The following is a 711-nucleotide window of genomic DNA, read 5'->3' on the forward strand; positions in this document are numbered from 1 at the left end:
TTCTGGAACGGCCTCTCATTCAGGTTCTTGAGCAGCGGGCGGATCGCCTCATTGACCGAGTGGACCGACTCAAACCGGTGATGACGCAGGCGCGCCATGATCCAGCGTTCGACGACCTGGACCGCAACCTCTACCTTCGGTTTGTCCTGCGGACGATATACGCGTGCAGGAAGGAATGACGTGCCGTAGTGACGCGCAAAGTCCAGCACGGTGTCGCCGGCGCGAGGTTCATAGCGATCGGGATCGGCAATCATCGCGCGCGGGTTATCCGGCACGATCAACTGCGGCACGCCGCCATAGAAGGTCAGCGCGCGAGCAATGCCGCCCAGCCAGTCCTCCATCGTTTCGGCTGGCGTCGCGCATGCGAACGTGTAACTCGATGCGCCCATGGCCGCCACGAAGATGTGCGCGCGGCGTCCAGTCGTCAGCGGCAACGTGGGGCCGGCGAAGTCGACAAACAGCTTCTCGCCGGCGCGGTGAATCTGACGCATCGAGCGCTTCAGGCGTTTCGTGAACGCCTTGTAGTGCTCGCAGAACTGCGTATAGCGGTAGGTCTGCCGGTCCGCGAACTCGGCCTGGTACTCCTCCCACAGCAACGTCAGCGTCATACCCTTGCGACGCAGCTCCTGGTGGATGCGTCCATAGTCGGGCTGGGCGTAGCCTGCTGGCCCCGTGGGCTTGCCGAGAAGCCGCCGCTCGAGGTCGCCTTCA

The 711-nt window shown here is 63.6% G+C and carries 1 protein-coding gene; it reads right to left on the reverse strand.

Translation table 11 applies throughout. The annotated features are described in order from the left end of the window. Positions 1 to 711, reverse strand: a 711-nt coding sequence (istA, locus tag BG61_RS38740) for an IS21 family transposase (RefSeq protein WP_035943778.1), incomplete at both ends; no start/stop codon positions are given.

The organism is Caballeronia glathei (genome assembly GCF_000698595.1).
Classification (GTDB): Bacteria; Pseudomonadota; Gammaproteobacteria; order Burkholderiales; family Burkholderiaceae; genus Caballeronia; species Caballeronia glathei.